Annotated in this window: 20 protein-coding genes; 7 read left to right on the top strand and 13 right to left on the bottom strand. The window is 64.1% G+C overall.

The window, feature by feature from the left end; genetic code table 11:
* Positions 1-7: 7 nt before the first annotated feature.
* The 10 genes from L4X63_RS16895 to L4X63_RS16850 form a co-directional block, all read right to left on the bottom strand.
* Entirely contained in the window at positions 8-5,182 is a 5,175-nt protein-coding gene (locus tag L4X63_RS16895; RefSeq protein WP_250679822.1) for an MBG domain-containing protein, read from the bottom strand.
* A 305-nt stretch (positions 5,183-5,487) separates the two neighbouring features.
* Complete coding sequence (locus tag L4X63_RS16890) at positions 5,488-6,138, bottom strand: hypothetical protein (RefSeq protein ID WP_250679821.1); 651 nt, start codon at positions 6,136-6,138, stop codon at positions 5,488-5,490.
* Between the two features lie 203 nt (positions 6,139-6,341).
* Positions 6,342-7,442 carry an ABC transporter ATP-binding protein gene (locus L4X63_RS16885; protein WP_250679820.1) on the bottom strand — a complete coding sequence of 367 codons (1,101 nt, stop codon included), beginning with the start codon at positions 7,440-7,442 and terminating at the stop codon, positions 6,342-6,344.
* Positions 7,439-8,137: an ABC transporter permease gene (locus L4X63_RS16880; protein WP_250679819.1), complete on the bottom strand. Its 699-nt coding sequence runs from the start codon at positions 8,135-8,137 to the stop codon at positions 7,439-7,441. The genes L4X63_RS16885 and L4X63_RS16880 overlap by 4 nt, the downstream gene beginning before the upstream one ends.
* Positions 8,138-8,947 carry an ABC transporter substrate-binding protein gene (locus L4X63_RS16875; protein WP_250679818.1) on the bottom strand — a complete coding sequence of 270 codons (810 nt, stop codon included), beginning with the start codon at positions 8,945-8,947 and terminating at the stop codon, positions 8,138-8,140.
* 196 nt (positions 8,948-9,143) lie between these two features.
* A complete protein-coding gene (locus L4X63_RS16870; protein ID WP_250679817.1) occupies positions 9,144-9,290 on the bottom strand; it encodes a hypothetical protein in 147 nt (48 codons plus the stop codon).
* 148 nt (positions 9,291-9,438) lie between these two features.
* Positions 9,439-10,494, bottom strand: a complete 1,056-nt coding sequence (locus L4X63_RS16865; RefSeq protein ID WP_250679816.1) for a CgeB family protein — start codon at positions 10,492-10,494, stop codon at positions 9,439-9,441.
* 847 nt (positions 10,495-11,341) lie between these two features.
* The gene (locus L4X63_RS16860; RefSeq protein WP_250679815.1) at positions 11,342-12,490 is read right to left on the bottom strand and encodes a glycosyltransferase family 4 protein; all 1,149 of its coding nucleotides are present in this window, start codon (positions 12,488-12,490) and stop codon (positions 11,342-11,344) included.
* A gap of 6 nt (positions 12,491-12,496) precedes the next feature.
* Positions 12,497-12,745, bottom strand: coding sequence for a hypothetical protein (locus L4X63_RS16855; RefSeq protein ID WP_250679814.1), 249 nt, complete (start codon positions 12,743-12,745; stop codon positions 12,497-12,499).
* 35 nt (positions 12,746-12,780) lie between these two features.
* Positions 12,781-13,746 (bottom strand): MDR/zinc-dependent alcohol dehydrogenase-like family protein, encoded by a 966-nt coding sequence (locus L4X63_RS16850; protein ID WP_250679813.1) that lies wholly within the window; start codon positions 13,744-13,746, stop codon positions 12,781-12,783.
* A 372-nt stretch (positions 13,747-14,118) separates the two neighbouring features.
* Between L4X63_RS16850 and treZ the strand changes: the two genes are divergently transcribed.
* The 4 genes from treZ to L4X63_RS16830 all read left to right on the top strand — a co-directional run bounded on the left by treZ (position 14,119) and on the right by L4X63_RS16830 (position 18,955).
* Positions 14,119-16,017, top strand: a complete 1,899-nt coding sequence (treZ, locus tag L4X63_RS16845; RefSeq protein WP_250679812.1) for a malto-oligosyltrehalose trehalohydrolase — start codon at positions 14,119-14,121, stop codon at positions 16,015-16,017.
* Positions 16,014-18,053, top strand: a complete 2,040-nt coding sequence (locus L4X63_RS16840) for an amylo-alpha-1,6-glucosidase (protein WP_250679811.1) — start codon at positions 16,014-16,016, stop codon at positions 18,051-18,053. The genes treZ and L4X63_RS16840 overlap by 4 nt, the downstream gene beginning before the upstream one ends.
* A 22-nt stretch (positions 18,054-18,075) precedes the next feature.
* Positions 18,076-18,456 carry a hypothetical protein gene (locus tag L4X63_RS16835; RefSeq protein WP_250679810.1) on the top strand — a complete coding sequence of 127 codons (381 nt, stop codon included), beginning with the start codon at positions 18,076-18,078 and terminating at the stop codon, positions 18,454-18,456.
* 178 nt (positions 18,457-18,634) lie between these two features.
* Positions 18,635-18,955 (top strand): DUF2795 domain-containing protein, encoded by a 321-nt coding sequence (locus L4X63_RS16830; RefSeq protein WP_250679809.1) that lies wholly within the window; start codon positions 18,635-18,637, stop codon positions 18,953-18,955.
* A gap of 208 nt (positions 18,956-19,163) precedes the next feature.
* Here the strand turns inward: L4X63_RS16830 and L4X63_RS16825 are convergent, their stop codons facing one another.
* The 3 genes from L4X63_RS16825 to moaA form a co-directional block, all read right to left on the bottom strand.
* The gene (locus L4X63_RS16825; protein WP_250679808.1) at positions 19,164-19,925 is read right to left on the bottom strand and encodes an SDR family oxidoreductase; all 762 of its coding nucleotides are present in this window, start codon (positions 19,923-19,925) and stop codon (positions 19,164-19,166) included.
* A gap of 23 nt (positions 19,926-19,948) precedes the next feature.
* The gene (locus tag L4X63_RS16820; RefSeq protein ID WP_250679807.1) at positions 19,949-20,380 is read right to left on the bottom strand and encodes an MOSC domain-containing protein; all 432 of its coding nucleotides are present in this window, start codon (positions 20,378-20,380) and stop codon (positions 19,949-19,951) included.
* A 96-nt stretch (positions 20,381-20,476) separates the two neighbouring features.
* Positions 20,477-21,457 carry a GTP 3',8-cyclase MoaA gene (moaA, locus tag L4X63_RS16815; protein ID WP_250679806.1) on the bottom strand — a complete coding sequence of 327 codons (981 nt, stop codon included), beginning with the start codon at positions 21,455-21,457 and terminating at the stop codon, positions 20,477-20,479.
* A gap of 216 nt (positions 21,458-21,673) precedes the next feature.
* On the opposite strand from moaA, the gene L4X63_RS16810 reads away from it, so the two are divergent.
* Genes L4X63_RS16810 through L4X63_RS16800 form a run of 3 tightly spaced genes read left to right on the top strand, consistent with a single transcriptional unit; the run spans position 21,674 to position 23,885 of the window.
* Positions 21,674-22,885 (top strand): molybdopterin molybdotransferase MoeA, encoded by a 1,212-nt coding sequence (locus L4X63_RS16810; protein ID WP_250679805.1) that lies wholly within the window; start codon positions 21,674-21,676, stop codon positions 22,883-22,885.
* Positions 22,886-23,365, top strand: a complete 480-nt coding sequence (moaC, locus tag L4X63_RS16805) for a cyclic pyranopterin monophosphate synthase MoaC (RefSeq protein WP_250679804.1) — start codon at positions 22,886-22,888, stop codon at positions 23,363-23,365.
* Between the two features lie 34 nt (positions 23,366-23,399).
* The gene (locus L4X63_RS16800) at positions 23,400-23,885 is read left to right on the top strand and encodes a MogA/MoaB family molybdenum cofactor biosynthesis protein (protein WP_250679803.1); all 486 of its coding nucleotides are present in this window, start codon (positions 23,400-23,402) and stop codon (positions 23,883-23,885) included.
* The last annotated feature ends 63 nt before the right edge of the window (positions 23,886-23,948 follow it).

Genomic DNA, 23,948 nt, shown 5'->3' with positions numbered 1-23,948 from the left:
GTTACCATCACCAAGTCACCAGCCCGACCGCCCGCCGCAGGATGACGGTGACGTCGCCAACGTCGATTCTCCCGTCGCCGTGCGGGATGCCACCGGCGAGCGGAGCAACGTCGGCCCGGGCGATCATCGCCGGGGTGACTGACGGTACGCCGGCCGCGGCCTTGAGTGCCAGCTGGGCGTCGCGGATATCGACCACGCCGTCCCCGTTGATATCGCCGTTGGGAAGAGGGGTGACCGAGGCCGAGGCGTTGGATTCACTCCCCTTCCCGGCACTGTTGGTGGCGTGGACGGTGAAGGTGTAGGCCGTACCGTTGGTGAGCCCGGTGACAACGATGGGAGAACCGGTCCCGGTGGCGGTCAGGTTTCCTGGAGTGGAGGTCACCGTGTAGGTCGTGATCGCGCTGCCGCCGTCGAAGGCGGGGGCGGCGAACGAACAGGAGGCCTGCCCGTTAACGGCAGTGGCGGCACCCATGGCCGGGCTCCCCGGGACGGCCGGGGTGGCCGCGGTCTCGGCGGCGTACTGCGGAGCGGCCGCATAGTCGTTATTCCCCGTCTGGCCGAAGGTGACGGTACAGGCGGTAGTTGCGCTGGTCATGGTGAAGGTGGCGCCGTTGTTGGTGCACCCCCCGGCGCTGGCGAAGGAGACCGCCCCGCCGGGAGCGGTGGCTGCCACGGTGAAACTCGACCCCAGTGCCGTCCTGGAAGGAGCCGCGGTGGTGACGGTGATGACTTGGTCTGCCTTAACCGCCGCGGTGCTCGAAGTGACAGGGGGCGCGGCCTGGTAATCGAGATTCCCCGCCTGCTCGTAGGTGACCGTGCACGGCGTGGTGCCGCTGGTCATGGTGAAGGTGGCCCCGCTGCCGGTGCAGCCGCCCGCCGCTACGTAGGTTACCGCCCCACCCGGGGCGGTGGCCGCCACCGTGAAGCTCGTGCCGAAGCCGGCTGAGACCGGGGCAGTCGTGGTGACGGTAATTCCCTGCGAAAGCCTGGTGGCGGTGGAGGAACTGCTCGCCACAGTGGCGGCCTCGAAGTCGGCATTTCCGTCCTGAAGGTAGCTGATGCTGCAGGTTCCGCTTCCGCTGGTCATGGTGATAACGGCGCTGCCGCTCCCCGCCCCGCTGCAGGCCCCGGAAGCGCTGATGGCTACCGGAAGGCCGGACGTGGCGTTCGCCGTGGTGGTGAAGGATTCCTGGAAGGCGGCTGTGGCCGGAGCAGCTGTGGCGATCTGGATGCTTTGAGCCGCCTTGACGACGTCGAAGGCGTTGCTGGTCCCGGATTGGCTCCCCAGGCTGTTGGTGGCCGTGATGGTCCGGCCGGTGCCGGAGGTGAGGACGCTCACTTCACCGCTCCAGACACCGGCCGTGAAGGCGGAGGTAGTTGCCGGAGCGATGCTTGATCCGCCCGAGACGGCGAGCGAGGCGGTGCCGGTAAAGTCGGGGATGGTGTTGCCGGAGGCGTCCTTGGCGGTAACCGTCAGTGCGAACGGGGTTCCGGCCGTCCCGGTCCCCACCGTCGATACGTCGAAGTGATCGAGTGCCCCCACGGTGACGTCGAAGCTGGCACTGGTTGCCGGGGCGAGCGAATCGGCGGTGGCGGCCAGCGTGTAACCGGAGCCGTTCCGGTTGATGCTGAGGTCGCCGAAGGTGGCGATCCCCGCCGCTGCATCTTGGACGGTGGTCCCCGCGAGAACTCCGCCAGCCGGATCGTTGGCGATCGCTACGGTCACCGGGACAGTGCTGCCGGGCACGGTATTGCCATACTGGTCCACCACCCGGACGCTGACGGCAGGAGCGATCGGCGCACCCGCGGTGACGGTGGCCGGTTGCTGGACGAACTCGAGGGCGGCGGGAGCGGCCGGCGAAACGGTCACGCTGCCGCTGGCCCCTTCGACCGTACCGGCTGCGGTATCGGTTGCGGTAACCGTCTGGGCACCCGAACTCTTGAGAGTGACCAGGTCGGTGAAGGTATGGACGCCGTTGTCGGTGGTGGATCCGCCGGTGGTGAAGGTGTAATCGGCCGGAAGTACCGACCTGCCGTCGGTAGAGGAAAGGTGAACGGTACCGGCGTAATCGGCGATGGTGTTGTCGTAGCCGTCCTTAACCGTCACCGTCACCGAAAGGGGTGCGCCCGCCGTAGCGGTAGCCGGTCCCGCCACGAGCAGCCTGGCCGCGCCCGCGGGGTTGATGGTGATGGTGTTGCTGGTGGCGGTGATCCCGGCGGTGGAGTCGCTGGCATCTACCGTCTGGTGGCCGGCGGTTTGCAGAGCGGCGCCCGAAGAGAAGCTGTGGCTGCCGTTATCCCCGGGGAGGAAGCTGTAATCGGCCGGAAGAATAACCCCGCTTTTCTGGTCGCTACAGGCGAAACGGACGGTCCCCTGGTACCCAGTCGCCACGTTGTCGTAGGCGTCCTTGGCCACGACGGTCACGGTGAACGGGGCCCCGGCAGCAGCGCTGGCCGGGCACTGGACGGAGAAGCCGGTAGCGGTCCCTGCCTGGACGGTGAAGGGCTGGCTGGTCCCGGTCTGGCCGCTGCCGGCGCTGGTAGCGGTGATGGTCTTGGCGGTTCCGGCGGTGGTCACCATGACGTTGCCGGTCCAGGTGCCGTTAACGAAGGGACCGATGGTGGCAGGTGTCACCAGCCCAGCGGTGGCCGTCAGGTTGACGCTGCTGCTAAACCCGGTCACGGTATGGTTTCCCGAATCCTGGGCGGTCACGGTGATGCTGAAGGGAGTCCCTGCCGTCTGCGGACCGCTGGCCGTGACCAGGAAATGATCCAGCGGCCCCGAGGCTACCTGGAACGACTGGTTGATCGAGGTCGCCGCGGCATAGTTGGTATTCCCCCCCTGGGAGGCCTGGATGGTGCAGGTGCCGACCCCGGTCAGGGTGACGGTGGTTCCGGAAACCGTGCAGACCGAGGTAGTCAGGCTGGCAAAGCCGACGGTGAGGGAGGAGGAGGAGGTGGCACTGACGGTAAAGGGAGCGGCGCCGAAGGTGCGGTCGGAAAGGGTGCCGAAGGTGATGGTTTGCGAGGCGATGGCCGCGGTGGCGCTGGAGGTGGCCTCGGTGGCCGCAAGGTAGTTGGTGTTCCCGGCCTGGTTGAAGTGAACCGTGCAGGTTCCGCTGGAGGCGGTGACGCGGAGGACCGCGGCCGCCGAACCGCCGCTGGCGAGCTGGCACGCCCCGGTAGCGGTGATGGCCACCGGCAGCGAGGAGCTCGAGGTGGCGGCGACCGGGAAGGTGCTGTTGTACTGGGCGGTGCCGGGTGCGGGCGTGGTCACGGTAATGGACTGGCTGGCCTGATTGACGGCCAGGCTGCCGGTTGCGCTCCCGGTATAGCCGGTCGTGGTGATGGTGGCCGCCACGGCATAGGTCCCCACATTGACTGGAGCGGTGGTGGAGCCGTTGTAGGTGATCGAGGTCGAGAGGCCGGACGGGGTGGTGGTGGCGGTGACCGTCCGGGCGTTCCCGTTGTAGGTCTGGGTAAGGTTCCCGAGCTGGATGGTTGCCGTACCGATCGGAGTGAAGGTCCCCGAAGTCGTCGAGGCGCTGTCCCCAACCATGTTGGTGGCGTAGGCGGTGAAGGTGTACGGGGTCCCCTTGTTGAGGCCGGTAATGAGCCGGGTGGTGGCCGTGGCCGCCGAGCCGTCTACCCCGCCCAGCGGGGTGGTGGAGACCGTGTACCGGGTGACCGGACTGCCGCCGTCGGGGCCCGGGTTGAGGGTGACGGTCGCCTGCCCGTTTGCTGCGGCGACCGAGGCGATGGATGGCGCACCCGGTGCGGTCGAGTAGACCCCGGTGATGGTCCGGAATTCCGGGATGTTGGTGAGGACGAAGGAAGGATTCTTCCCGAGGGTCGGAGCGGAAATCACCCCCGCGAGAGAATCGATGCCGTTGATATAGAGGCTGGAGAGCCCGTAGGTCCCTGCAGGGGCGATGCTGCAGGTGGAGCTGCCGAGGTAGTCGACGGTACCCGGATCGCAGGTCAGGATACCTCCGGTCACGCCGAGGTAGGCGGTAACAGGGACGTTGCACTGGTCGGAAGCATTGTTCCCCCACCCGATCAGGGCCACGTTCCCCTTTTTCGCCAGGGTGAAATAGGTACCGCCTGCGATAGCGGTGATGCCGTTGAGCCCGTTTGGCGTGTTGAGCTGCCCGTGGCTGTTGTCCCCCCAGGTGACGATGGTGCCGTTCAGCGTGAGGGCGATGGTGTGATGTCCGCCGGCCGCGATGGCGGCGACGCCGGTGAGGCCGTTCGGGATGGTGCTCTGTCCGGCCTCGTTGGCGCCCCAGCAGACCACCGTCCCGTCACTTTTGAGGGCCACCGAATGATAGGCCTTGGCATCGATGGCAACTACTCCCGACAGGCCGTCGGGAACCGTGGACTGCCCGACGTCGTTCATCCCCCAGGCGATGACGTGCCCGTCGGAGGTGAGCGCCAGGGTGTGGTTATGGCCCGCGGCAATGGCGGTGATGGTCGCCCCGCTCAATGCGGCGGGAAAGTCGAGCTGGGTGTAGTAGTCGTTGTTGCCCCAAACGAAGACGGTGCCGTTGTTGGAAAGGATGACCGAGTGCCCGTAACCTCCGGCCAGTGCCTTGACCCCGTTATTCGCGGTGATGAATGCCGTCACAGCCGGTGTTACGGTCACCGGCGTAGCGGCATTGGTGTTGTCGTACCAGTTCCCGGAAACCGCCAGGGTATCGTTGGTCCTCGCGGCAAGCGAATGGTAGACGCCGGCCGCAATACTCTTCACCGAAGTATCGCCGTTGATGTTGCTCTGGCCGTCGCCTCCCCCCCAGGCGATGACCGTCCCGTCGTTTTTGAGGACCACCGAGTGGGAGGCGCCACCCTTGAAGTCCTGCACGTCGAGAAGCCCGTGGGTGATGACGTCGTAACGGTCGGGGGCGAAGTTCGCCGAAATGTTGAGGTTGGAGGTGACGTTGGTGATGATGAGCGGATTGGTGTTGGTGGTGGTGAAACCGGTACCGGTGAAATCGACGAAGTGGTAGTTGGGACTGGCTGTGGCGGTTACCTGGGTGGTGGAGCCCTGGTTGGCAACTTCCTGGCTCAGACTCCCAGACAGGGCTCCCTGCACCGGGTCGTTGACGGTGAACGTCACGGTCCATGCGTTGGCGATCACCGGCCAAAGCAGCAGACAAAGCAGTACGACTGTTCGCTTGAACATGTTTCCTCCTTCCAGACGTGCCTCATCAGGGGTGATATCGAGGGGTGCAGGGGCCGAGACCGGGATACCGGGGCGGCTCCTTCCTTCGCAAAAGTTTAAACGGCTATTAATAGAAACCAATGAAGCTTTACCGTTATAACTGTTACGATTGAAATGCCAGGCGAAGGCGAGTTTGGAAAAGGTATCTAAGAATCCAGGAGGTTGGATCGGCAGGTGGGGGATGGATACGAAGGTGCCTGCGTAGCCGGAAGCCTAATGAAAGACGGCTGGCACGCCGCAGCAGCAGTGTGAACGAGGAGGGGGTCTCAGGCGCAGGACGAACAGGCGTCGCGCAGACCGGCCAGTGAATCCTGCAAACGGTCCCGGAGGTGGACCGGGGCAAGACAGCTGGCGGCGACGAAGTCGGCGGTAGAGAGGACTTTCCGGATCCTCGGGTGCGGCGGGAGGGTGATCGTGTCGAGGTAGCGGTCGAGCCCCTGGGTCCGCTCCCACCCATCCTCGTTGACGTAGACCGACCACTGGCCGCTTTTACGGGCGAGCTCGGCCCTGGTGCTCCCGGTCGATTCCGCCCATAGGTCGATGGCGAGCCTCATCACCTCGACCACCCTTCCCCGGAGATCGGCGTCATGAGCGGAGAATGGCGGCCGCGGGCTCTGCGCGGCTTGCCCCCTCGTCCCCTTCATCCCGCCAATAGCGTCCCCCCCTCCCCTCGCCCCGCGCTCAGCCGCCCAGCTCAGGCGGCGGTCGAGCTCCAGCAGGTGCCTGAAGACCTTTTCCGCCGCCATCGGCCTCTCGAGGTAAGGCTTGACCGGATGGCCCGGAGCGGGCCGCGGGAAGAAGGAGGCCCATTGCAGCCTGCCCGAAAAGAGCACGCGGTCGGCAACGGGAGAGCTGTGATGCCCCTTCCGGTGCCGTTGATAGAGCGCGCGGACGAAGGAAGGCGCCGAAGCAGGCACACGAGGATGTACGCCTACCCTCCCCCGGATACTTTCAAACCATCCCCGTTCCTTGTTCACGAGCACCTCCACGTACAGCCAGGATGACTGAGGCGGCGTCCCGGCAGACACAGCTACACAATTAACGTAAACCAATTTACCACACTATGGCTGAAGGGGAAGGTTGTGACAGAGACGGCAAAGAGAAAGTATGTTCGTGGGAATCAGTTCCGCCTCTGGGAGATGAGGTGAACGGAGGTGGCCTTGAAGGAGGCGAAGACTTCCTTATCTACATACAGCTCCAGGGTGGTAAATGACTCCCTGGTCACGTAGGAGGTCAGCGGGAAGCCGCAGTCGAGGCGGACTTTCAGAAAGGGGCCGAGAGAGGAGATTTCGATGACCTTGGCGGGAAAGAGATTCCTGGCGCTGGTGGGACCGGAGGGAGTCCTGAGGGCGATGGTGACGTTCTCGGGACGGATGCAGCAGTAGATCGCTTCGCCGGGCTGGTAGGGGCCTACCGCGTCGATCTCTACCCCGGCCACTGCCGCAGTCACCTGCTGGGCGACGTTGGCCACCACCTCCCCCTCGAGAATGGTTTCCATGCCGACGAAGTTGGCGACGAATTCGTTGACCGGTGCATTCATGACCGCGGCCGGCGACCCGGACTGGATGATCTCCCCGCCGTTCATGACGACGATCCGGGTGGACATCCTGAGCGCCTCGGACTGGTCGTGGGTGACCAGCACCGCCGCCATGGAAGCATCCCGCAGTATCCGGTCCATGTCCTCGGTGAGGGCTTGCCGGGTGGGAGCATCGAGGTTGGAGAACGGCTCGTCAAAGAAGATGATCTCCGGCTCGGTAGCAAAGGCGCGGGCCAGGCTCACCCTCCTCGCCTCCCCTCCCGAAAGCCTCCGTGCCGACCGTCCGGCCATCCCGGCCAGGCCGAAACGCTCCAGCCACTTGGCCACCCGTCCCGCTGTTTCGGTGCGGGAGAGCCCGCGGATCTTGAGGCCGCTGGCCACGTTGTCGTAGACGGTGGTGTCGAAGAGGAGCGGCTCCTGGAGCACCATGGACATCTTGCGCCGCACGTCCAGCCAGTCGCGGCCGGCGCCCACGTGGCGCCCGCGGTAGGAGATGCTCCCCTCCCCCGCCTTCAGCAGTCCCATCAGGGTGAGGAGGAGGGTCGATTTCCCGGCACCGTTGGGGCCGATGAGGGAGACGAACTCGTTCTCTCTCAGGGAGAAACCGGCCACATCCAGCACCTGGACGCCACCCCGGTCCACCTTGAGGCCGGAGATTTCCAAAAGGGTCGCGCCCGTGGTCATCGCGGCCGCTCCCTCTGCTGGATCCAGGTCAGAACGTAGTTGATGGCGAAGCAGAAGACCAGGAGGATGACCGACAAGGCGATGGCGATGTCGAAGTTCCCCCGGCCGGTCTCCATCACGGTCGCTGTGGTCAGCACCCGGGTGTATCCCTTGACGTTGCCGCCGACCATGATCGAGGCCCCGACCTCGGAGATGACGCCGCCGAAACCAGCCATGACGCCGGCCATGAGGGGAAGCCTCGCCTCCCTGATCAGCATGGCGACCATCTGGGTGCGGGTCGCCCCCATGGCGAGGATCTGCAGGCGGAGACCGGGGGGAAGATGCTGCATGGCACCGATGGTGATCCCCATGACGATGGGGGTGGCGATGACGGACTGGGCGATGACCATGGCGGTGGGGGTGTAGAGAAGCTCCAGCGAGCCCAAGGGGCCGTTACGCCAGAGCAGGATGGAGACGAAAAGGCCCACCACCACGGGTGGCAGGCCCATTCCGGTATTGACCAGACTGACGAGGATCTTCTTCCCCGGGAAACTGGTGAGGGCGACGACGGTCCCCATGCCGATCCCGATCACGATGCTGATCAGGGTGGCGAGCCCCGACACCTTCAAGGAAAGGAGGGCGATCCCCAGCACCTCCTCGTCCAGCGAGAAAAGGAGCCGAAAGGCCGTGATGAAACCGTCCCGGATAAGATCCATCTAGAGGCCCAGTGCCTCCGGTTTCTTCCCTGCGTCAGAGAAGAAGAGTGGAGCACGGAACTCCTTCACGCCGTAACGGGAAATCATCGCCTGCACCCTGGGCGAGACGATGAAATCCGAAAAAGCCTTGGCCCCCGCATTGTTGACCTTAGGCCACTTGGCGGGATTCACCACGATGACGTGGTAGATGTTGAGCAGTTTCGGCTCGCCGGCCACGAGGATCTCCAGGCCGAGGTGCCGCTTCTTGTTCAGCGCCAGGTAGGTGCCGCGATCCGCCAGCAGGTATCCCCCCTTCTCGGCCGCCACGTTCAAGGTGTCGCCCATTCCGAGACCGGTCTGCTGGTACCACTTCTGCCCCTCCGGGTTGATGCCGGCGGTCTTCCAAAGTGCCTTCTCCTTGGCGTGGGTACCGGAGTTGTCCCCACGGGAAAGAAAGAGGGCACCGCTCTTGGCGATCTTCTGGAACGCCTCGGCGGCGGTCTTGGACTTGGCGATACCGGCGGGGTCCTTCTTGGGGCCGAGGATCAGGAAGTCGTTGTGCATCACGAGCTTACGGTCACTGCCGAACCCTTGGGCCATAAAGGTTTTCTCCGCCTCGGGAGAATGCACGAGGAGCACGTCGGCCTCGCCACGCTCCCCCATCTTCATCGCCTGACCGCTGCCGACCGAGATGGTTTTCACGAAGTAACCGGTCTGTTTTTCGAACATGGGGACCAGTACGTCCAGGAGACCGGAGTCCTGGGTACTGGTAGTGGTGGCCAGAATCAACGTGGGGTGCTTGTCCGCGGCAAGGGCAGGCAGAACTGACATTACCGACAGGATCAGCAGTGCGGAAAGTGTAGACAGTATTCTTCGAGATAGGCTCATTGACCCTCCTCCAGACATAGATATGAGAGTGATACCCCGATCGACGTCATGGGCCTCCTCTCTTGGGGGATATGTATAGCATAGGGACCGCTGATGAGCAAAAAGAGATGTGGGTCAAATCGCCAAAAAGTGCGGAATATCACTCAGGTTCAGTCACATGAGCTGCTGAGAGATACTCTTCGCGGTTCCAGGTGGCAATGCAGGAGGGGGAATCGGGGTGGGGCTCGCAAAGGTAGATCTCGTCACCGGAATGACCGGTGATCAGGAAACCAGCCGAGCGGAGCATCGCCTCCTCCCCGGCGTGGTTGGCGATCCACCAGTTGGCGGGGCGCCGGCAAAGCGGTTTTCGGTTGTGGAACCAGGGGAGAGTTCCTGGATCTCGCTCTGTAGCCGATCGTTCATCTCTTCACCATCCCTGCCTCGCGTGCCGGCTCTCAGGCCGACAGCAGATACCCTTCCAGTTCCTCGGCACGCCGGGATGCCGTATGTTCCTGCAGGGTGCGGGTGCGTGCGCGCTCACCCATCGTCCGCCGGATCTCGTCAGGGTACGAGCGGAGGATCTCCAGTACCTGGTCCGCCTCGGTCGCCACCAGGATCTCCTTCCCCGGAGTGAAAAATTCATCTAACCCCGGCCAAGGGTCGCTGATCACCGGCACGCCGCAGGCACCCGCCTCGAAGAGCCGGACGCTCGGGGAGTAACCGGCCCGCCGCATCGCCCTTCTTGTCAGGTTGAGGGTGAAGCGCTGGGAGCAGTAAAAGCCGCGGTGGTGATCGGGGGCCAGATGCTCAATCCGATCCGTGTTGGCAGGCCACCGGATCTCGGCCGGGTACTGCGCACCGGCCACCACGAAGCGTCCCTTGGGCCACCGGGTGGCAGGCTTGCAGAGGAGCCTTTCCAGGCTAGGCTGCCGGTCGTTCGAATAGGTTCCGAGATAACCGAGGTCCCAGGTGGGCTTTTCCACCAGCGGGTAATGGAGATCGGGATCGACCGAGCAGTACAGGGGACGGGCCATCGGCGAGCCGAACTGCCGCTCCAGCACCCGGAGGGTCGGTCCGCCGGTGAAGGAAAGGTAGAGCCGGTAGCGCGGGATCAGATCGGCAGTGAGATAGGCGCAGGTGCCGTCCTGGAGATCGGCCAGCGTCACGGGGGTGTCGATATCGTAAAAGGCGGTGATCCCTTTGGCCTCACCGGTGACCCACTTACCGATTTCCACCCCTTCCTTGACGTAGGAGCCGACGATCACGCAGTCGGCCTCGCGGACCTCCCGGCCGAACTCGCTCATCATCTCGGGGAGCGACTGGTAGAGGACGGTACGGCAGAATCCCGGTTCGGGTAGGTCGCGGTTACGCGCGTACCAGGGCGCGTCGCGCTCGAGGAAGAGGATGCTGTGACCGCGTCCGGCCATCTCCCGCAAAAGACCGCGGTAGGTGGTGGCGTGCCCGTTTCCCCAGGATGAGGTGATGGACAACCCGAAGACGACGATGTTCATGGGGTCCCCCGATCAATGACATTGAATGGCATAACGGCATCCCAACCTTTCCTAATCCGGCCTTCGCCCCCGTTTGAAGGGGCCGGACCGTGCATGTAGATGGGAACGCAGGCCCGGGCCCCGAACCCGCAGTAGGCCCGCACGATGGGGAGCCCGCCGCCGTAGGTAAGGACCAGGTCGTACTTGGAGATCAATCTCCTGAAGGGGTCTTTGCTGTTCCCCCTATCCGCTCCAGGGTGGCGGGGGCGTCGACATCCCAGAAGACGCCTTCCGGGGTACCTGACCCCGTACACCGATCCTTTCAGGCGAAGCCTCGCCACCGGATCGACGAAAAACTCCATGATTTCTTCGCTGCGCTCCTCGTCTCCCCTGTTCCCCACCCAGACCACGTCGGCTTCCTGTTCCTCCGGGGCCAGCGGGTGGAAAACCCGGACGTCGGCCGCCTCGTGCCATACCCAGACCCGCCGGGCCCATCCGTGGGCCAGGTAGAGCTCGCGGATACCTCCCGAGCCTCGCCACCAGGCCGGGCTCGTTCCATTCGTGCACGAGCACCAGGTCGCATCCCTCGGTGACCGCGCCGGGGTTGAGCTTTTCCGGCTCGTACCAGGTCACCGTGAGCCCCGGGTACACGTTCCTGAACTCCTTCAGCGCGCCGGGTCCCCGCTCCGCCATCAGGTTCGTGTAACTCCAGCCGTTTTTCGGCTCGTATACCTGGACGTGGTGCCCCCGACTCATGAGCTCGGTGACCACTCCCCCAGGAAATGGGCGTTTCCGTGGTTCCAGTCGGAGAGAATGGAGTGGTAAAACAGCGCGATCCGCATGGGGTTGCCGCCTGTTTTCACGACGCCTAAGTCTCCTGGTCGAGATCGATCTGCCGCCTCGGCTCGAGATCGCGGTAGGCGGCCAGGTAGCCGGCGGTCATCTTGCCAAGGCTGAAGGAGCGGCTCCGGAGCAGGGCCCGTTCGCGGAAGTCGGAAAGCCGGGTGGAATCCATGCAGAGGGTGCGGAGTTCCCGGGCGAGCTCTTCCTCGTCCTCGGGATCGACAAAGAGGGCGGCATCGTCCCAGAGTTCCCGGAAGGTCGGAATATCCCCGAGGACCAGGGCGCAGCCGGAAAGGGCGGCCTCCAGCACGGTGAGCCCGAACGGCTCGTAGCGCGCGGGGAGCGCGTAGACGGCGGCCGCCGAGTACCATGGGGCGAGCGCCTCGGGGGAGAGAAAGCCGAGCCGGTTGACACCGTCAAAGGCGGCAGTGCCGCCACCGGGGTGCTTCTGCTCTCCGGCCACGTAGATCGGCCACGGCAGCCGGTAGGCGGTCCTGGCGAGCGTACCGATGTTCTTGGCGTCGTCCCACAGTCTCCCGACCGAGAGGATGAACTCCTTCTTCCTGCCCGGTGTAAAACGGGTCCGGCCGCGGGCGTTGTAAATCACCCGGCAGTTGGGAAGCGGCCGGTAGATCCTTCCGAGCGCCTGCAGCATGGAGGACGACGGGGCCACCACCAGGTCTGCCCCGGCCAGCCCCCGGACCACCGATTGGCGGTAGGGATCGAGGGTCGCTGGAGGCTCCTCGTGGTGAACCGCCTCCCACCAGGAAAGGACGCAGGAATGGCCGACCACCAGGCAGGGGGCGGACCAGGGAAGCGCGGCATGGGCGTAGCCGTTGAGATGGACCAGATCGGGCCGGAGTTTGGCCTCCAGGGAAAGAAGCCACTCCCCGCTCTGGCGGACGTCGTCCCAGGGATCGTCCATCCACTCCAGGCGGAAGCAGCTCTCGTAGAGGGTGATGTTCTCCTCGTCGGCAGCCTCCCGCCGCTGCGGTACGGTGAGCGGCTGCCCCATGGTAGCCAGCGCGACCTCGACACCATACTCGGCGAGCCCCCGGCAGAGGTCGAGCGCATAGGTCCAGACCCCGCCGATGGCGTCGGTGGTCATCAGGATCCGCCTGGGAAGCGGCTCCAGCGCCGTATGGTTGTCTACGTGGATCAAGGGCATCGTCATGGCAATCTACCTTCCGTAGGCGGCATCGAGCAATTCCGTCACCCGGACGAGCTTTTCCCCCTCGGGATCGAAGCCCGGACCGTCCTTACCGAGCCTGCCGGCCCAGGCCACCGCCCCCTTCCCTCCACATTGCGGAAGGAGGCTCCCCCTTTCGTTCCGTAAAAGGTCGTCTCGATGACGGCATCCTGCCCGGCGGAGATGTTCCAGGAGCAGGCGAGCCGGACCACGCAGTCGTTGTTTCGTGGTGGTTTGCATGACGGGATTCCCTCCTCTTGCTCCATCTTCACCGGTCAAAGCAGAATCATCCCCTTGATGAAGCCGTCGGGTCGCTGCTCGAGCGCCTGGTAGGCCTGCGCCAGCTCGTCCAGGCTAAAGGCGTGGGTCATCAGGTCGTTGACCTGGAAAAGGCCGCTCTCCACGGCGGCGATGCCGCGCCGGATCCCCTCCAGGTAGACCTTGGCCTCCCGCTCGTGTGCGTTGATGACGTCGATCCCCTTCCAGTTCCAGAGCTGGATGTTGACCTGGCGGGCACCGTCCTGGTGAAAGCCGGCGATGATGACCTTCCCCCGCTCCTTGACCAGCTCCCCAGCCAGGTCGAGCGGCCACTGATAGCCGGTCGCCTCGACCACCCGGTCGCACCACTTGCCGCCGGTCAGCTCGCGGACCCGGTCCAGGACCGTCTGGTGGTCGTCGAGCGGGACGGTTTCCCAGGCGCCGTAGCGGCGGGCAATTTCAAGGGAGGAAGCTCGGCGGGAGATGGCGATCACCCGAGCGCCCCGGGACTGGGCCAGGGAGGTGACGATGGCACCGAGGAAACCGGCGCCGATCACCGCCACGACCTGCCCCGCCTCGATGTCGCTTCTGCGGAACACGTTGAGGGCGCAGCCGACCGGCTCACCCGGGAAGGGGATCCCGTCCAGCGAGGCGGGGAGTTTGACCAGGGAGTTACCCGGTACTTTGTCGAACTCGGCGTAGGCGTTGTAGGAAAGGAAGGTGACCCGGTCCCCCGCGGAGAATCCGGTGACTCCCTCCCCCACTTCCTGCACCCGCCCCCATCCTTCGTGGCCGGGGGCGCCGGGGAGCGCCGGGTAGCTGAACCAGGGCCTTCCCTGCCAAAGCGGCAGGTTGGACGCGCAGACGCCGCACCCTTCCAGACGCACCACCACTTCCCCTACTCCCGCGGCCGGCCGGGGGACTTCCAAAACTCCCGCCTGGCCGGGAGCGGCGATCACCGCAGCCTGCATGGTCTCTCCCATCAGATAGCCTCCAACCCGGTAGCGCTCTCGATTTGCCGGCCGTGACGGAGCAGTTCGTCGGCCAGATGCGATCCAATGAATCCGCCCCACCGGATATCAGTACGCAACCCTCCTCAAATCCATCACTTAGGCCGCCGCAGTCCCTAATGAATATGATTAATTTTTATTTAAATTAATAATTTCTAAATATTAGCAGCGGCGACTTTGCTGTCAAATGTGCCTCTGAAAATATTTTGTCTTAGTAAGGAGTTACCATCGCTGGCCTCCCCAGTGGGTGGCCTGGCGGTCGCCTCCGGGGATCCGGCCGCCAGGTTTTCAAACAGGGAAAGTATGCTACCTTAATTGCTATTAATTTCAGGAGAGAGGTAGTGCATGCCGAAGGCACAGGGGACGGCGAGGAGATATCCGGTCGGGGCCGAAATCGTACCGGAAGGGGTCAGTTTCCGGGTGTGGGCGCCGAACTGCCGCAAGGTGGAGGCGGTCATCCTGGGTGAGCAAGAGAACCATCCGGAGATGGCGGCCGTCGACCTCAAGCCGGAGAAGGGGGGATACTTTTCAGGGGTAACCGGCCAGGCGCGGAGCGGCTCGCTCTACCGCTACCGTCTGGACGGCGGCGAGAGCTTCCCCTGCCCCGCCTCCCGCTACCAGCCCGAAGGGCCCCACGGCCCCTCCATGGTGATCGACCCTTCCGGGTTCGAGTGGACGGACGCCAAGTGGAAAGGGATACCGCTCGACGGGCACGTCATTTACGAGATCCACACCGGGACCTTCACCAGGGAAGGCACCTGGGCGGCCGCCATGGAACAGTTCCCCGCCCTGCTCGACCTCGGGGTTACGCTGGTGGAGATCATGCCGGTCGCCGACTTCCCCGGGAGGTTCGGCTGGGGCTACGACGGCGTCAACCACTTCGCTCCCTGCCGCAACTACGGCGCACCCGAAGACCTCAAGCGCTTCGTCGACCGCGCCCACCAGGTGGGACTCGGGGTGGTGCTGGACGTGGTCTACAACCACTTCGGTCCGGAGGGAAACTACCTCGAGAAATTCTCCCACGACTACTACAGCCCCGAGGAGAGCGGCTGGGGGCGGGCCATCAACTTCGACGAAAACAACTGCGGCCCGGTGAGGGAATACTTCGTCGCCAACGGCGCCTACTGGATGAACGAGTACCATTTCGACGGTCTGCGCTTCGACTCCACCCATTCCATCCTGGACCGCTCCCCCCGTCACATCCTGGGCGACATCACCGATGCCGCAAGGGCGGCGGCCGACAAAAGGAAGGTTCTCATGTTCGCGGAGAACGAGCCCCAGGACCGGCGCTGCCTCCTCCCCGCCGGCCAGGGTGGCTTCGGGATGGACGCCGTCTGGAACGACGACTTCCACCATGCCGCCCACGTCGCCCTGACCGGCTACCACGACGCCTATTACATGGAGTACCTGGGCTCCCCCCAGGAACTGGTCTCCAGCATCAAGTGGGGGTACCTCTACCAGGGACAACGCTTCTACTGGCAGGGGAAGCGCCGCGGTTCGCCGACGGCGGGGAAAGGGAGAAACCGGTTCGTCCACTACATCCAGAACCACGACCAGATCGGCAACTCCGCCTGGGGGGCGAGGATTCACACCCTCACCAATCCCGGCGCGCTGCGGGCGGTGGCCACCTTGCTCCTTCTCTCCCCGCAGACGCCCCTCATCTTCCAGGGACAGGAGTTTTCCGCCTCGAACCCCTTCCAGTACTTCGCCGACCTGAGCCCAGAGATCTCCGAGCAGGTACACATCGGCCGCATCGAATTCCTCAAGCAGTTCACCAATATCGACAATCCCCACATCATCGAGGCGATCGACAAGCCGTACGACCAGTCGACCTTCGAGCAGTCCCGGCTCGACCTTTCCGAGCGGGCCCGCAACGTCAAGGTCTTTGCGCTCTACCGGGACCTGATCCGGCTCAGAAAGAGCGACACTGTCTTCAGTGAGGGATACAACGCCTTCATCGAGGGGGCGGTGCTCGGGAGAGCCGCCTTCCTGCTCCGCTACCAGTTGAAGGACGAGTACCGGCTCCTCCTCTTCAACCTGGGGCGCGAGCTCCATCTCGCCCCGGCTCCCGAGCCGATGCTGGCCCCGCCGGAAGGGTGCCGGTGGGAAGTGCTTTGGACCAGCGAACGGATCGAATACGGGGGATCGGGTACCCCGGCGGAACTCGATACCGACCGTTTCTGGATCGTTCAAGGCAACGCTGCCGTGGTGCTTAAGCAGGTGCCGGAGGGAGAAGCGAAATGACCACCGTGACCCGGGAGATCGTCCTCGACCAAGAGAACAAGAAGAGGAACCGCCAGCTCATGGAGCTCGAGTGGCTGGTGACCAACGGGCTGGGAGGCTACGCCACCGGGACCGTCTGCGGGGCGCTCACCAGGCGCTACCACGGCTGGCTGATCGCCGCCTACCCTGCCCCGCTGGGCCGCATCGTGGTCCTCAATCGGGTGACCGAGGTGATCAGGTTTCCCGACGGCAGCGCCACCCTCCTGGGCGGGCTGCAGAAAGAAGGGGGCGCCCTGGAGTTCCACGGCATGGAGCACCTGGCCGGCTTCCGCCTGGAGGACGGGCTTCCCATCTGGCGCTACCAGATCGGCGGCACGGTCATCGAACGCCAGCTGGTCCTCGCCCACCGGCAGAACACCGCCCACCTCATCTACCGGATGGTGGAGGGAGAGGGAAAGGTACGCCTGAAGCTCCAGCCCTCCCTGCATTTTCGCCCCCACGACTCCCCGGTCGACCTGAAGGAAGAGCACCCCTACATCTTCTCGGCGGTGGAGAACCGCTACCAGATCTCCTCGGGCCCCAACGCTCCCCAGCTCCGCCTGGTCATCACGGGAGGAAGGGGAACCTTCACCCTGGAGGAGCGCAACACCTCCAACGTCTTCTATTCGCTGGAGGACGCCCGCGGCTACGAGTCGGTCGGCAGCCTCTGGAGCCCCGGCTATTTCGCGGTCGACCTTGCCCCCGGGCAGGACGCCGCCCTGACCGCCTCCACCGAGAGCTGGGAGACCATCCGCGCCCTCTCCCCGGCCGAGGCCCTGATGACCGAGAGGGAGCGCCGCCGCCTCCTCACGGCCGCAACCCAGGACGCCCTCGACGGCGTACCGGCCGAGCTGGTACTGGCCGCCGACCAGTTCATCATCTCCCCGGCCGGCCGGCTCGAGGACGCCGTCCGGGCCCACGCCATGGGGGACGAGGTCTGCACGGTCATCGCCGGCTACCACTGGTTCACCGACTGGGGGCGCGACACCATGATCTCGCTGGAGGGGCTCACCCTCGCCACCGGCCGCCATCACGAAGCCGGCTGGATCCTGCGCACCTTCGCCCACTATGTCAGGGACGGCCTGATCCCCAACCTCTTCCCCGAAGGGCAAAGCGAGGGGCTCTACCATACCGCCGACGCAAGCCTCTGGTTCTTTCACGCCCTGCACCGCTACCTGGAGGTGACCGGGGACAGGGCGACCTTGAGGCTGATCCTTCCCCAGATGCGGCAGATCGTCGACCGCCACCTGGCGGGGACCCTCTTCGGCATCGGGGTGGATCCCAAGGACGGCCTCCTCAGGCAGGGGGCCAAGGGGTACCAGCTCACCTGGATGGACGCCAAGGTCGGCGATTGGGTGGTGACGCCGCGCCGGGGCAAAGCGGTGGAGATCAACGCCCTCTGGTACAACGCCCTGAGGTTGCTGCAGGGGTGGGTTGCCGAGGAGGATCTCCCCTACTCGCAGCAGCTCGGGGGCTTTGCCGAGCAGTGCTACCGCTCCTTCAACGAACGTTTCTGGTATGGCGAGGGGGGCTATCTCTATGACGTGGTCGACGGGGAAGCGGGTGACGACGCCTCCTGCCGCCCCAACCAGCTCTTCTCGATCTCGCTCGACCACCCGGTACTGGAACGGGAGAGATGGGAGCCGGTAATGAAGATCGTAGAAGAGCGGCTCCTCACCCCGGTCGGCTTGAGGACGCTCGCGCCGGGGCACCCGGACTACAAGGCGACCTATACGGGCGACATCCGGGCGCGCGACGCCGCCTACCACCAGGGGACCGTCTGGCCCTGGCTCATCGGCCCCTTCGTGGACGCCTGGCTGAGGCTCAATCCCGGCCGGGCCGCCGACGCCCGCGGCTTTCTCGAGGGGCTCGCCACCCAACTGGGAGAGCAATGCGTCGGCTCCATCAGCGAGATCTGCGACGCCGAATCCCCCTACGACCCCCGCGGATGCATCGCCCAGGCCTGGAGCGTGGCGGAAACCTTGCGCTGCTGGTTGAAGACGAGGAGGGAAAGCTGATGCGCTGGCGGGGAAGGTCAACGTGAGCGAGGCGGTGGTCGGTGCCGTGGCGGCTACGGCCTCGCTCTTACTGGTCCGGCTCCTCGGCGGGCGGTTCAAGAGGACGGTGCTCATCAAGCCGGTATGGCTGCTCCTTCTCTGGCGGATACCGGTGGCGATGCTGTCGGAGAGCTGGCTCCTGCTGAAGACGCTCATCCTCCACCTGGCCGGGCGGCGGCAGGAGGGAGCCTTCATGGTCCACAGGTACCCGGTACCGGAGCCCTGGGCACGGGGAGTCAAGGGGGCGGCGAAACGGCTGACCGGCCTGCTGCGGGCCATCCACTCCGGCTACATCGGCGACTACGTCGTCTGGCTGGTGGTAGGCTTGGCAGCCATGCTGGTGGTTTCGTTAGAGTTCAGGTAACCAGGGGAGCTTTTGGCAGTACTTTGTTAAAAGGATGATCATTATGGGAGAGAGAGCAAGAGGCTAATTATAATGCCGCAACTATGGAAGTATGTTAGTTTTTCAATTGCTGGCAGAATATATGCAGCTTACAATTAAATAGGAAGCAAAAGCTGGAGAGAAGTAAAAGGAGGTTCTTATGGCAACAAGAGAAACTGGTGCTTCGTCGGCCAATGTGACCAAACACCTTAAAGGGATCGACTTCCCGGCCGAAAAGCAGGACCTGATCAAACACGCCCAACAACTGCACGCCGAGAAGGTCGTGATAGACGAAATTCAGAAAATGCCGGAAAAAGAGTACAACAGCATGGCTGACGTCATGAAAAGCTTCGAGCCCCAGGAAGAGGAATCCAAAAGCCGCTCCAGCTCAAGCAGATCAAGCTCCAGCCAAAGCCAGAGCCGCAGCCAGAGCCAGAGCCAGGGCAAATCCTCGCATGGCAGCAAGTCCTCTCACCACTAACCGGTGACCGGCATAGGCTCGAGATGGCCCCCTCCCCCGGGAGGGGGCTTTTGTTTGGGGTATCGGAATAAAAAAATCCCCCTTGTTAAAGGGGGATTTAGGGGGATTTGCTTCTGGATCCGCGAGGGGCAAATCCCCCCTGTCCCCCCTTTGACAAGGGGGGGGACCTGAATTCCAGGAGTCCCCGGAGTCCCAGAAGGACCTTTGTCTATCCTTCGTGGCGATGCACGGCCAGTGGCCCCCAGGCTTGGTTGACCGACATGACCTCGATGCTGTTGATGTTGACCCGCCCCGGCATCGACGAGACCCACACCACGATATCCGCCACATCCTCAGCCAAGAGCGGCTCGGTACCTAGGTACACCCGATGGGCCTTTTGCTCGTCCCCCTTGAAGCGGACCGTGGAGAATTCGGTTTCCGCCATCCCCGGCTCGATATTGGTCACCCTCACCGCGGTCCCGAGCAGGTCGGCCCGCAGGTTGCGGGAAAACTGCTGCACGAAGGCCTTGGTGGCGCCGTAGACGTTGCCCCCGGGATAGGGCCAGTTGCCGGCCACCGACCCGATGTTCACGATATGGCCACGGTTACGGGCCACCATGCCCGGCAGGACCGCACGGGTGCAATATATGAGCCCCTTGTTGTTGGTGTCCACCATGTCGTCCCAGTCGTCGAGCGATGCCTCCTGTGCCCGTTCGAGACCGAGGGCGAGACCGGCGTTGTTGACGAGGAGATCGATCTCCCGGTAGTCCCCGGGAAGTCCGGCAAAGGCCGTCTCAACCGCGTCTCTATTGCGGACATCGAGTTTGACCAGGTGGACCGGCACCTCAGGCCCCAGTTCCTCTTTGAGCCGCTCCAGCATCTCCATGCGCCGGGCGGCGAGCACCAGGCGGCACCCGGCCTTGGCAAAGGCCCGGGCGCAGGCGGCCCCGAAACCGGACGAGGCGCCGGTTATCATCACGATCTTTTCCATTTCCCCTCCTTTCGAAGATTACCTTACTGAACCACCACATCGTCGCCCGGACGGACCACGCCGCCGGTGATGACGCGGGCGAAGATCCCTTCCTTGGGCATGACGCAGTCGCCAGCCTGGTAGTAGATAGCGCAGCGGGTATGACATTCCTTGCCGATCTGGGTCACTTCCAGCAAGGTCTCGCCGAGGGTGAGACGGGTCCCCAGCGGGAGATGCACCAGGTCCACCCCTTCGGTGGTGATGTTTTCGGCGAAGTCCCCCTCCCCCACCTGGAGGCCGAGCGCCTTCATCTTCTCGATGCTCTCCATGGCGAGCAGGCTCACCTGGCGATGCCAATCGCCAGCATGGGCGTCACCGACGATGCCGTGCTCCTCCCGGAGGGTTACTTCCGCCACGGGAGTCTTCCGCTCCCCTTTATTGACGCTGACATTGACCGCCAGCACTTTACCTTTCATCTGGATGCTCCTTGGTTTGTTTCTCGGCACCGGCGGCTTACCGCCCACCTGTTTACCGTCTTACCGTCTTACCGTCTTATCAGGCTGCACACCGGCCTACCCTCCGACCCCTGACATGGCGAACGGGGCCGGGTCCTCCCCCTTCTCCGCCATCTGGTGGCGTCCCGGCTTCCCTGCCACGATCCGCCGGATCTCCGCCTGCAGGATGGCATCGTCGCCGGTGGCGAGGAAGGGGCGCAGATCGACGCCGCTCCCCGAGAAGAGGCAACTCTTGGCCATACCCGACGCGGTCACCCGGAGGCGGTTGCAGGCATCGCAGAAATGTCCGGTCATGGGGGTGATGATCCCAAGCGATCCCTTTCCACCGACCACGCGGAAGTTCCTGGAGGGACCGGAACGCGCGGAACTTCCCCCTTCCTCGATCGGGTACTCCCGGCTGATCCGTTCGATGATCTCGCTCCCCGGCACGCAGAGCTCGCGCCAGTCGCCATCCCCCGAGGTCGGCATGTACTCGATGAAGCGAACCGAGTAGGGGCGCTCGAGGGTCAGCCGGGCGAAATCGAGGATCTCGTTGTCGTTTACCCCGCGCATGACCACCACGTTGATCTTGTGGGGGGGGAAGCCCACCTCTTCGGCCACCCTAATCCCGTCGAGGACCCTTTGCAGATCGCCGCCGCGGGTGACCCTGGCAAAGGTCTCGGGATTCAAGGAATCGAGGCTTATGTTGAGCCGCTGGACCCCGGCATCCCAAAGCCCCTGGGCCATTTCGGGGAGGAGCAGACCGTTCGTGGTCAGCACCAGCTCCTTAAGACCCGGCAACTGGGACAAAAGGGCGAGGAATTGGACGATTCCCTTTCTCACCAGCGGCTCGCCGCCGGTAACCCGGATTTTCTCTATGCCGGCCGCCACCGCCTGGGTGGAGATCCTCAAAAGATCGGCATAGGAAAGGATGTCGCAGTGGGAAAGCTTTTCGACGCCACCGGCCGGCATGCAATACGTGCATCTGAAATTGCAGCGATCGGTGACGGAGAGGCGGAGGTAGTTGATGCGCCTGCCGAAGGTATCTATAAGAGCCATGAAGATGATCCTGCTGGAGACAGATCCGCGGGGATGAAGAAATTCGTTCTCAAAGATACCTTTTTCTGTCCAGCGAGGCAATGGAGATATCATGTGCGAGCAATAATCATTGAGGGCAAAGTAATTGTCTAATCCCATCCGGTGTGCTATCCCTTTCCGATGATACCATTCGCCCCCATTCCTCGTGAGAGTGAAGGGGCAAAGCACAGGGATTCCATGAGTACCTACGAAGAAGCCAGGGCGACCATCCTGTCCAAGGTAGCTCCCATCGGAGTGGAGCGCGTCCCGCTGATGGATGCGGTGGGAAGGATCCTGGCCGCCGATTTTACCGCTCCGTGGGACATTCCAGCCTGGGACAATTCCGCCATGGACGGCTTCGCGGTCAGGGCCGAGGAGTGCGCTCCCGGCACCACGCTCAAGGTGACCTCATTCCTTCCTGCCGGGGTGACTCCGGGAGCTCCCCTGGAAAACGGGTGCGCCGCGCGCATCATGACGGGAGCGCCTATCCCGCCCGGCGCCGACTCGGTCGTCCCCCATGAAGAAACTCACTCCGGTGAGGGAGTGGTTACGCTTCTGAGGGGCTGCGTCAAGGGGGCCAACGTCAGGGTCCGGGGCGAGGACGTGGCAGCCGGCAGCAACGCCATTACGGCAGGGACGGTAATCGGCCCGCCCCAGGTGAGCCTTCTGGCCTCCTTCTCGGCGGCCATGGTCCCGGTCTACCGCCGCCCCAGGGTGGCCATCATCTCCACCGGCGACGAACTCGTCGAACTGGGGACCCAGCCTGCCTACGGCCAGATCATCAACAGCAACATCCTGGCAGTGGCGGCGGCGGTACGGCTCTGCGGCGCCGAGCCCCTGCTGCTCGGGATCGCCCGCGATACCATGGAGAGCCATCTCGATCTTTTGGCCGAGGGGCTGAAGGCCGACGTCCTCATCACCTCGGCGGGAGTTTCCGCCGGCGACCGCGACCTGGTGCGCTCCGCCCTCAAGAAGCTTGGTGTGGTGGAGGAAATCTGGAAGGTAGGCGTGAAGCCCGGAGGGCCGATGGCCTTCGGCACCAAAGAGGCCGTCCCGGTCTTCTCCCTCCCCGGCAACCCGGTGGCCACCATGATCACCTTCGAGGAGTTCGTCCGGCCGGCCCTTTTGAAGATGCTCGGCCATGGCAAGCCGTTTCGCCGGAGAGTGAAGGGATTTCTATCGGAACCGGTGCGCATGAAGCCGGGAACCCTGCACTTTCTCCGGGTGGCGGTCACCGTGGAAAACGGCCGCTACCTCGCCACCACGGCGGGAAGCCAGAAAAGCGGAACCATCAAGACCATGCTCCGGTGCAACGCACTGGCGCTCCTTCCGGCGGAGCGGACCGACTTCACCGCCGGCGAGGAGGTTGATCTTCACCTCCTCGACAACTCACTCGACATGGAGAGTTAGATGTCCTTCAATCATTTCGACGAAGCAGGAAACGCCATCATGGTCGACGTCAGCGCCAAGACGCCCACCATGCGTACCGCGGTGGCCGGTGCCGTCCTCACCCTTAAACCGGAGACGGTCCGTTCCATCGTGGAAGGGAGGGTCGCCAAAGGAGACGTTCTGGGGGTCGCCCGCATCGCGGGGATCGCGGCCGCCAAGAAGACTCCGGAGCTGATCCCCCTCTCCCACCCGCTCGCCATCCATCACGCGGCCATCGACTTTTCCCTGGACGCCGAGGCGGGGAGGATCGAGGTCAAGGCCACGGTCAGGGCCTTCGAGCGGACCGGCGTGGAGATGGAGGCCATGACCTCCGCCACCGTAGCCGCTCTCACCGTCTACGACATGTGCAAAGGGACCGACAAGGGGATCGTCATCTCGGATATCGCCCTCCTCTACAAGGAAGGTGGCAAGAGCGGCGTATACCAACGTTCCACGGAGTGAAGATCCGGGGAGGTGCTCCCCGAAGGAGAAGATCATGATAGCTGCCATCCTTACCTTAAGCGACCGCTGCTCCACCGGTGAGCGCCTGGACGGAAGCGGACCCGCGCTCAAGCTCTGGCTGGAGGAGCGGGGGGTGACGGTCGCCACCGTGGAGGTGATCCCGGACGAATCCGAGCTCATCTCCGAGCGCCTCACCGGATGGGCCGATTCCGGACGCTACCAACTCATCCTTACCACCGGCGGGACCGGGGTATCCCCCAGAGACGTAACCCCCGAATCCACCGAGCGGATCCTCGACCGCATCCTCCCCGGCTTCGGCGAGGTCATGCGGATGGAGAGCCTCAAAAAGACCCCCCACGCCATCATTTCGCGGGCGGTGGCCGGCATCCGGAAAACCACCCTGATCGTCAACCTTCCGGGGAGCCCAAAAGGGGCCACCGAGTGCCTCGGATTCGTCTGGGCGGCGATTCCCCATGCGGTCGACAAGATCCAGGGAGACCCCGCCGAGTGCGGGAGCTGACCCTTTTCTGTTGACCGGAACAGGTTGGTAGGTTATAACCGGAACGTGGTTTTAAATCCAAGC

The organism is Geomonas sp. Red32, assembly GCF_023652955.1.
In the GTDB taxonomy this organism is placed as follows: Bacteria; Desulfobacterota; Desulfuromonadia; order Geobacterales; family Geobacteraceae; genus Geomonas.
This window is presented reverse-complemented; position numbering and strand designations above follow the sequence as displayed.

Bases quoted from the DNA above. Each gene is read 5' to 3' on its own strand.
- moaC (WP_250679804.1), top strand. From the start codon at position 22,886: ATGTCCTTCAATCATTTCGACGAAGCAGGAAACGCCATCATGGTCGAC.
- L4X63_RS16840 (WP_250679811.1), top strand. From the start codon at position 16,014: ATGACCACCGTGACCCGGGAGATCGTCCTCGACCAAGAGAACAAGAAG.
- L4X63_RS16820 (WP_250679807.1), bottom strand. From the start codon at position 20,380: ATGAAAGGTAAAGTGCTGGCGGTCAATGTCAGCGTCAATAAAGGGGAG.
- L4X63_RS16860 (WP_250679815.1), bottom strand. From the start codon at position 12,490: ATGACGATGCCCTTGATCCACGTAGACAACCATACGGCGCTGGAGCCG.
- L4X63_RS16865 (WP_250679816.1), bottom strand. From the start codon at position 10,494: ATGAACATCGTCGTCTTCGGGTTGTCCATCACCTCATCCTGGGGAAAC.
- L4X63_RS16825 (WP_250679808.1), bottom strand. From the start codon at position 19,925: ATGGAAAAGATCGTGATGATAACCGGCGCCTCGTCCGGTTTCGGGGCC.
- L4X63_RS16810 (WP_250679805.1), top strand. From the start codon at position 21,674: ATGAGTACCTACGAAGAAGCCAGGGCGACCATCCTGTCCAAGGTAGCT.
- L4X63_RS16830 (WP_250679809.1), top strand. From the start codon at position 18,635: ATGGCAACAAGAGAAACTGGTGCTTCGTCGGCCAATGTGACCAAACAC.
- L4X63_RS16870 (WP_250679817.1), bottom strand. From the start codon at position 9,290: ATGCTCCGCTCGGCTGGTTTCCTGATCACCGGTCATTCCGGTGACGAG.
- treZ (WP_250679812.1), top strand. From the start codon at position 14,119: ATGCCGAAGGCACAGGGGACGGCGAGGAGATATCCGGTCGGGGCCGAA.
- L4X63_RS16850 (WP_250679813.1), bottom strand. From the start codon at position 13,746: ATGGGAGAGACCATGCAGGCTGCGGTGATCGCCGCTCCCGGCCAGGCG.
- L4X63_RS16895 (WP_250679822.1), bottom strand. From the start codon at position 5,182: ATGTTCAAGCGAACAGTCGTACTGCTTTGTCTGCTGCTTTGGCCGGTG.
- L4X63_RS16875 (WP_250679818.1), bottom strand. From the start codon at position 8,947: ATGTCAGTTCTGCCTGCCCTTGCCGCGGACAAGCACCCCACGTTGATT.
- L4X63_RS16885 (WP_250679820.1), bottom strand. From the start codon at position 7,442: ATGACCACGGGCGCGACCCTTTTGGAAATCTCCGGCCTCAAGGTGGAC.
- L4X63_RS16855 (WP_250679814.1), bottom strand. From the start codon at position 12,745: ATGCAAACCACCACGAAACAACGACTGCGTGGTCCGGCTCGCCTGCTC.
- L4X63_RS16880 (WP_250679819.1), bottom strand. From the start codon at position 8,137: ATGGATCTTATCCGGGACGGTTTCATCACGGCCTTTCGGCTCCTTTTC.
- L4X63_RS16800 (WP_250679803.1), top strand. From the start codon at position 23,400: ATGATAGCTGCCATCCTTACCTTAAGCGACCGCTGCTCCACCGGTGAG.
- moaA (WP_250679806.1), bottom strand. From the start codon at position 21,457: ATGGCTCTTATAGATACCTTCGGCAGGCGCATCAACTACCTCCGCCTC.